This is a genomic window from Rothia sp. HMSC062F03 (genome assembly GCF_001836905.1).
In the GTDB taxonomy this organism is placed as follows: Bacteria; Actinomycetota; Actinomycetes; order Actinomycetales; family Micrococcaceae; genus Rothia; species Rothia mucilaginosa_A.
This window is the reverse complement of record NZ_KV830861.1, coordinates 502,320-509,162: the sequence shown is the minus strand read 5'-3', so window position 1 is coordinate 509,162 and position 6,843 is coordinate 502,320. Positions and strand designations below refer to the sequence as shown.

General features: G+C 56.9%; 9 protein-coding genes and 1 other RNA gene. All 10 read right to left on the bottom strand.

Annotated features, from left to right (window positions below):
* Positions 1-524 precede the first annotated feature (524 nt).
* The 10 genes from HMPREF2674_RS02115 to HMPREF2674_RS02070 all read right to left on the bottom strand — a co-directional run bounded on the left by HMPREF2674_RS02115 (position 525) and on the right by HMPREF2674_RS02070 (position 6,834).
* Complete coding sequence (locus HMPREF2674_RS02115) at positions 525-704, bottom strand: hypothetical protein (RefSeq protein WP_070824684.1); 180 nt, start codon at positions 702-704, stop codon at positions 525-527.
* A gap of 275 nt (positions 705-979) precedes the next feature.
* Positions 980-1,352, bottom strand: a transfer-messenger RNA (tmRNA) gene (gene ssrA, locus HMPREF2674_RS02110).
* Between the two features lie 273 nt (positions 1,353-1,625).
* Positions 1,626-2,384, bottom strand: coding sequence for a DUF4190 domain-containing protein (locus HMPREF2674_RS02105; protein WP_070824683.1), 759 nt, complete (start codon positions 2,382-2,384; stop codon positions 1,626-1,628).
* Between the two features lie 215 nt (positions 2,385-2,599).
* Positions 2,600-3,061: a DUF4190 domain-containing protein gene (locus HMPREF2674_RS02100; protein WP_049333306.1), complete on the bottom strand. Its 462-nt coding sequence runs from the start codon at positions 3,059-3,061 to the stop codon at positions 2,600-2,602.
* A gap of 145 nt (positions 3,062-3,206) precedes the next feature.
* Positions 3,207-3,701, bottom strand: a complete 495-nt coding sequence (smpB, locus tag HMPREF2674_RS02095; protein WP_005508591.1) for an SsrA-binding protein SmpB — start codon at positions 3,699-3,701, stop codon at positions 3,207-3,209.
* Positions 3,702-3,719: 18 nt separating this feature from the next.
* On the bottom strand, positions 3,720-4,847 hold the full coding sequence (gene prfB, locus HMPREF2674_RS02090; RefSeq protein ID WP_070824682.1) for a peptide chain release factor 2: 1,128 nt from the start codon (positions 4,845-4,847) through the stop codon (positions 3,720-3,722).
* Between the two features lie 261 nt (positions 4,848-5,108).
* Positions 5,109-5,702: a pilus assembly protein TadG-related protein gene (locus HMPREF2674_RS02085; RefSeq protein ID WP_049333310.1), complete on the bottom strand. Its 594-nt coding sequence runs from the start codon at positions 5,700-5,702 to the stop codon at positions 5,109-5,111.
* On the bottom strand, positions 5,665-6,177 hold the full coding sequence (locus HMPREF2674_RS02080; protein ID WP_246826149.1) for a pilus assembly protein TadE: 513 nt from the start codon (positions 6,175-6,177) through the stop codon (positions 5,665-5,667). Before HMPREF2674_RS02080 ends, HMPREF2674_RS02085 begins: the two co-directional genes overlap by 38 nt.
* Complete coding sequence (locus HMPREF2674_RS02075; RefSeq protein ID WP_049344011.1) at positions 6,152-6,607, bottom strand: TadE family protein; 456 nt, start codon at positions 6,605-6,607, stop codon at positions 6,152-6,154. The genes HMPREF2674_RS02080 and HMPREF2674_RS02075 overlap by 26 nt, the downstream gene beginning before the upstream one ends.
* Positions 6,607-6,834 carry a hypothetical protein gene (locus HMPREF2674_RS02070; protein WP_049344009.1) on the bottom strand — a complete coding sequence of 76 codons (228 nt, stop codon included), beginning with the start codon at positions 6,832-6,834 and terminating at the stop codon, positions 6,607-6,609. Before HMPREF2674_RS02070 ends, HMPREF2674_RS02075 begins: the two co-directional genes overlap by 1 nt.
* Positions 6,835-6,843: the final 9 nt, after the last annotated feature.

Below are 6,843 nucleotides of genomic sequence, written 5' to 3'. Positions count from 1 at the left end.
GTGGTAGAAACCTACCGCGGTTCGTCCTCTTAGAAACTTCTAAGCGATGTTTTACTTACTAGGTCCCTTAGGGAACTTTGAATCACTCTCAAGCGTCTTTCTGGCTGCAAAAGTAACCAAAAGACCTCCTAAAATTGCACTTAGAATTGATACTGGATCGAAGAACTCCCAGTCTCTGGCAAATGAGATAATCACCCAGAACACCGGAACAATAGTGAGAAAAAATCCTAGTGTAAATATATTCTTCGTACGCATTGGACCTCTCCCAGGTTAAAGAGTGAGAGTGCAGGACACTGCTGCAACAGCTAGCGTAGCGGCAATTACTGCCGGACCTCCAAGGGCTTTTCCAAAACCACCAACAAATGCTGGCCCTAAAGCTCTTGCAATCGTGGAAGCAGATAACCCCCAATTCCAAGCAGAAATTGCGGTTATGAATGCATTCCCACGTCACATAGTGACGTATCTTACGTTACTACTCAGCAGTCTATCAGAGAGTCTCGCCAGATGTAACACGCAAATTTACATTACATGAAAAATATGCTTCTTCTGTCATACACACTCTCAGTGGCGGGTCCACTGCCGCATCTAATCGCGAGGTCGAAGCCCATGATAGTGGCCACCACGCCGTCGATCTTCTCGGTGGATTTTTCTTTGTCGGGTTTGATGTTCCCGGCAGGGTCGGTGCAGATGAAGATGTTGTCCATCTAAACCTTTCGATGCAAGCCCCTACTTTTGACGTTAGCCCAAACCTTTTGACGCCCAACCCACTTACAATGCGGTCACCTGAGTACCCTCGGGCACGCCGGTACATCCCAGAACAGACCGACAATACAGGACCGACCAATTGGGCATAAAAATACCCGGCAGGTGACGCCGTGGGGCGTCCTGCCGGGTGGTAGAAACCTACCGCGGTTCGTCCTCTGGATTGGAACCGATAATCACCGCCGCACCCCATACGGGATAGCGGGCGGTTGGGAGATCGTGGAGATGCGGGGAATCGAACCCCGGTCCGATGTGGCGTCAACGGGGCTTCTCCGTGCGCAGTTTATGCGAACGCTACTTTTCGGCTCCGGTACTTGCATAAACACATATACCGACGAACCTAGTCACGTAAAAGTCCCGCCAGCCCCCGCAACAAGGGCTAGCAGCAGTGGCCTTTTAAGTCGATGCCGGTAACTGAGCCAAAGGCATGCTCAGGCCGACAGACGGCAACTCGCGCTTAGGCAGCGAGTGCGAAGTCAGTGCGCTTAGATTCTGCACTTAATTTTTTGCAGAGGGCGTTAACGAGATAACCCTGCATCCTCGGCACGCTTCACCCATCTCAACTCACATCGTCGAAACCGATCATCCCCCTATGCTTTTATCAAAAAGCCCACCGTCCTCTGAAAGTTTTCCTCAGCGTACCTAGACGCTGCGGTGCCATTCAAACACGGTAGAGATTCAGTATATCTGAGGCACCCGAACGGGCGCAAGTCCCTCGATGCTTCCCCCGACGACGTGCACGCGCCGAGTGCCTGTCCCCAACATAGAGATTCCCAGAAAGCGAAAGGAGGGGCGGAGCCTCAGAAACTCTGAGTGCTCCGCCCCTCCCCTTACGCGCTCGTCAGGTGGCGTTCTAAAGTTTATTAACGTGCCGGGACGGTCATCAGGTCGTCCGGATCGTCACCGATCTGGCAGACCGCGTGGCCGTGACCGTCGTTAGTACCAACCTCGGCGCACTTCTGCATGGTCTGGAAGGTAAGGATATAGACAAAGACCATAATGAGGCCGAAGATAAAGGCCAGAGCACCGGTAATGATACCGGTAATTGCGAAGCCCTGACCCGCGCCGGCGGCCTTGGTCTGCTTCAGCGAGATGATACCCAGAACAACGGCAGCGATGCCAAAGAGCAGGCCGATTGCGAAGAAGCCGGTCAGAAGACCAACAATACCGAGAATCATCGAGGTGATAGCCAGAGCCGGGGTCTTCTTCGATGCCTGGTAGGGGTAGTTGCCCTGCTGGCCGTAGCTGTAGAGATCCTGGCCGGGCTGCTGGTAGGAGTTCTGCTGGTACTGGTAGTTGTTGTACTCACCCGGCTGGCCCTGCTGGGGGTAACCCTGGCCGTACTGGGAAGACTGCTGAGCCGAGGAGTCCTGGCCGTACTGGCCGAACTGGTTCTGGCTCTCCTGACCGTACGAGGACTGGTTGTAGGGGTTCTGGCCATACGAGTTCTGGCCGTAGGAACCCTGAGCGGACGAATCCTGACCGTATGAGGACTGACCGTACGAGGACTGATTGTAGGAGGACTGGCCGTACGCGTCGTTCTGCTGGGAAGAAGCAGGCTGCTGAGCAGCATAGGGGTTCTGCGCGTTCCCCTGGGGGTTTCCGTAGTTATTCTCAGACATCTGTCATTCTTTCTTTCACAGTTGCAGTGAACAGTTTCATCTCGCTCAACGCGCTACGTAGCGCCAAGCCTTACCCACAATTATATAAACAAGCCGCTCTTTGACCACATATCACGCAATTTTTTCATCAGGAGAGCCGCCACGCCCTCCATCCAGCAAATATGCTTCGGAGCCAGTGCGCGCGCTATCCCCGTGAGGAGGCAGCACCGTCTGCCCTAGAAACGGCTCAGGTTCTTGTACTCCGAGGGGCTCAGGGTCTGCTCGTGACCGCCCAGGGTGCACACGTAACCACCATCGGACGTCTCGTGACCGTTGTTGATGCATTCCTGACCCATCATGGCGTTCAGCACGATGACCGCGATGGTCACCGCAGTCACCACGAAGCTCACGACACCGGTCACGATACCGCCAATCGCCAGGCCCTTACCGGAAGCAGCGCCTCGACGCACCTGAACCAGCGCAACAATGCCCAGCACAATACCGGCCAAGCCGAGAGCAACACCGTAGATAAAAATACCGGTCAGAATACCCAAAATGCCGCATACCAAGGAGGCGATAGCCAGCCCCGAGCTCAGCTTCTGTTCCGCAACAGGATGCGGGGTGCGCTCCGCCGCTTCCTGCACCGGTGCGGAAGCGGCGTCTTCGGGCAACGGCTGAACGTTCGAGGACTCAGACATATCGATCTCCTTACATAGATATAGTTTGTGGCGGCGCACGACGGAGCTTGGAATTGTAGACAGCATCCGGTCGGCGCACTATCCACCTACCATTATAGGTAGGGGCACCCACCCTTCCCGAGGGAGAAGAGCGATGCACCAGTCCCTAGCCGAGGTTGCGGTAACGCATCGCGCGGCGCGCCTCCAGGTCATCCTGACGCTCACGCAAAGCCTGACGCTTATCGTACTCACGCTTACCGGTCGCCAGGGCAATCTCAACCTTCGCACGACCATTCGAGAAGTACAGCTTCAACGGAACCACCGTGTAACCGGTCTCCTTCAGCTTCTGCGCCAACTTATTAATCTCAGAACGATGCAGCAGCAGCTTACGGCGACGACGAGCCGCATGGTTCGTCCACGTACCGTAACCATACTCCGCAATATGAATACCCTCGAGCCACAACTCGTTATCGGTCACCTGGCAGAAACCATCCACAATGGACGCCCCACCATCACGCAGAGACTTCACCTCGGTGCCCAGCAGAACGATGCCCGCCTCATAGGTATCCACAATGTTGTAGTTGTGGCGAGCCTTCTTATTCTGGGCAATAATCGCGTTATTCGGGTCCTTCTTCGCGTCTTTCTTCTTTTTCTGAGCCATCACTCAATCCTTCACGTCTTAGCTCTCTTCAGCCGCGCGCCCCGAAGCACGCCAGCGAATACCAGCATCAATAAAGGCGTTCAAACCGCCATCCAAAACATTAGAGGTATTACCCTCCTCATAGCCGGTACGCAGATCCTTCACCATCTGGTACGGATGCAGAACATAGGAGCGCATCTGATCACCCCAGCTCGCCTTAATATCACCGGCAAGCTCCTTCTTCTTCGCGTCCTCCTGCTCCTTACGCAACAGCAACAGGCGAGACTGCAGCACACGCAAAGCCGCCGCACGGTTCTGCAACTGCGACTTCTCATTCTGCATCGACACCACAATACCGGTCGGCAAGTGAGTCATACGCACCGCCGAATCCGTCGTATTCACCGACTGACCACCCGGGCCCGACGAGCGGAACACATCCACCTTAATCTCAGACTCGGGAATCTCAATAGCATCCGTCTGCTCAATCAGAGGAATCACCTCAACCGCCGCAAACGAGGTCTGGCGGCGGCCCTGATTATCGAACGGCGAAATACGCACCAGGCGGTGAGTCCCCGCCTCCACCGACAGGCGGCCAAAAGCGTACGGCGCGTTCACCTCGAAGGTCACCGACTTCAGGCCCGCCTCCTCAGCGTAAGAGGTGTCCAGCACCTTCGTCGGGTAGCCGTTCTTCTCGGCCCAACGCAGGTACATGCGCAGAAGCATCTCCGCGAAATCGGCGGCGTCCACACCACCGGCACCCGCACGAATGGTCACCACGGCCTCGCGCTGATCGTACTCACCGGAGAGGAGGACCAGAACCTCCAGCTCTTCCAGCTTGGCGCGAATCTGGCCGCATTCCTCCTGAGCATCTGCCAGTAGTTCGGCGGCGGTCTCTGCATCCTCGGCCTCGGCAAGCTCCACCATCACCTCAACATCGTCAATGCGAGAGGACAGCGAGCGCAGACGATTCAGCTCCGCCTGCTTGTAGGAGAGGGCACTCGTCACCTTCTGGGCATGCTCAACATCATCCCAGAGGTCGGGGACGGCGGCCTGTTCGGACAGCTCCTCAATGGCGCGCTCAATCCCCTCGATGTCGCTCACTGCGGCAATCGAGGCAAAGATAGCGCGAAGCTCTTTAATCTCAGCGGAAAAGTCGAAGGATGCCATAGCTTTTAACACTATCGCGAAACGGCCAGAAAGTCCCGCCGTTACAGCCCCCAACAGCCCACAGCGCAGAAGGATAAGGCAGGCAGAGGGCAGAACCCGCGCAGCGAAGACCTAAAAAGGGCATAAAACGAGGGCGCATCCGCTAGCCGTTACACTACCTTGCGGATGCGCCCTCGCAGTCTAGGAGGCTCACAACACGCCAATAAGCGAGTGAGCCGATATACCCGTCGCCGATACGCCCGTGCGCCGTTGATGGACGCACTAATCAGTGGACGGGCCCTGGCTCGTCTTCAAACGCGACGAACCGTGAGCGGTTACCTCAATACCATCAGGCACCAGAATCGACAGTAGCGGCGGACGAATACGAGCCGACAGGTACACATGCACACTCTGGTCAGAATCCACAGACACGTTCTCCAGACGTAGCGCCTGAAAATCCTGCCCCGGCTGAACCTCAGCCAGGTACGCACTCGCATACTCCCACGCCGCCGAACCACTCGCCTCATCCGGAGTGCGCATCGTGCGGGTAATCGAGTTCGCCTGAGCGTCCGCCATATCCTGCAGATGCTGAGTCTGCAGATACGCGCCAGTAATCGCCACCGTCACCGAACCGATGAGCAGAAGCAACGCCAGCATGCCCACAATCAGCGGGGCAATACTGCCCTCTTCCGGGCCTGATGCGATCGGGTCAGCGGCGAGCGCCCGGCTCTGCGCACGGGCACGAACCTGTAGACGGGCACGACGGCATGCGTTAGCGTAGCGCTCCCGCACAGAGGAAAGCAGGCGAGCGGGCGAGAACAGATGAGCGGGCGAACCATTAGGAATCAGCATGACCAGACCCCCAACTCGTCGCATGAGAACTCACCGGAATCACGCCGCCATCCATAAACGAAGGCAGAAGCGGCAGACGCGCCTGAACCGTCACCGTGGCGTACGCCTTCGTACCCGAGACGCACTCCCCCGACGCACAACTCAACGACACGCTCACATCGGACGGCTCAACCCCGTAATCCGCGGCAGCATGCACCGCCAGACGCTGAGCCAAATCCGGGCCAACCGATGAATCCTGCGGCTGCTCCTGCACATACAGCACCACCTGGGCGCTCGCCGCATGAGCCGCCATCACCGAAGACTGCAAGCTAAAAATCGTCAGAATGCCGTAGAGCACCGGGATGAGCAGAGTAATGCCCAAGCCCAGGAACTCCACAATGGCGCTACCCTCTTCAGGGCGGTGCTGGCTAAAAAGAGGCCAATCAGAACGGCTCTTCAGGCGTTCCTTCACCCGCTGCCGAAGCGAAAAGTCACTAATCACCGGAACGATGCTCCGCATAAATCGCATGCCCCTTCACCTCAATAGAATCCGGAAAACCCCACGGGCCCAGCACCGGCAACGGAGACTTCACCGTCACCTCCAAAGTGCGCACACCCGTAGAATCACTACTCTGACGGTACGAAATATTCTCAGCATACGAAGACGGAAGAACCCCCTCAATCATCTGACGGGTACGCTCCATGCCCTCCTGCGGAGTGCGGTCACGCATCGTACCGTAACGTGCCCCAGCCGCCGCAGCATCCACCAACATGGTTCGTGCATACAGGGCGAAAGAAACCTGCAGAATCGCCATGGTCAGCAACACCAACAGCGCACCGACCATGACGAATTCCGTGCTGGCGTCACCGCGCTCGCTCTCCTCCACAGAATATTCCGCGGAGGATAGCTCAGCGGCAGTCAGCTCAGAAGCGATGCGGGGCTTACGCATTACTGGTGAACCAGAGCAATCGCGTCGTTGAACATCTTGGTCAGAGCGGGCTGAGCAATCGCCAGGATAGCGGCAACCAGCACAGCGCTCATCATGGTGATCATGACCCAGCCGGGCACGTCGCCGCGCTCGGGGTCATCCTGCTTGTTCTTCAGGCGCAGAGCCAGCATGGATGCAATAGCCAGGGCAATCAGCACGGTCAGGGTGGTGCGGAAACGACGGAACATTGTATTCTC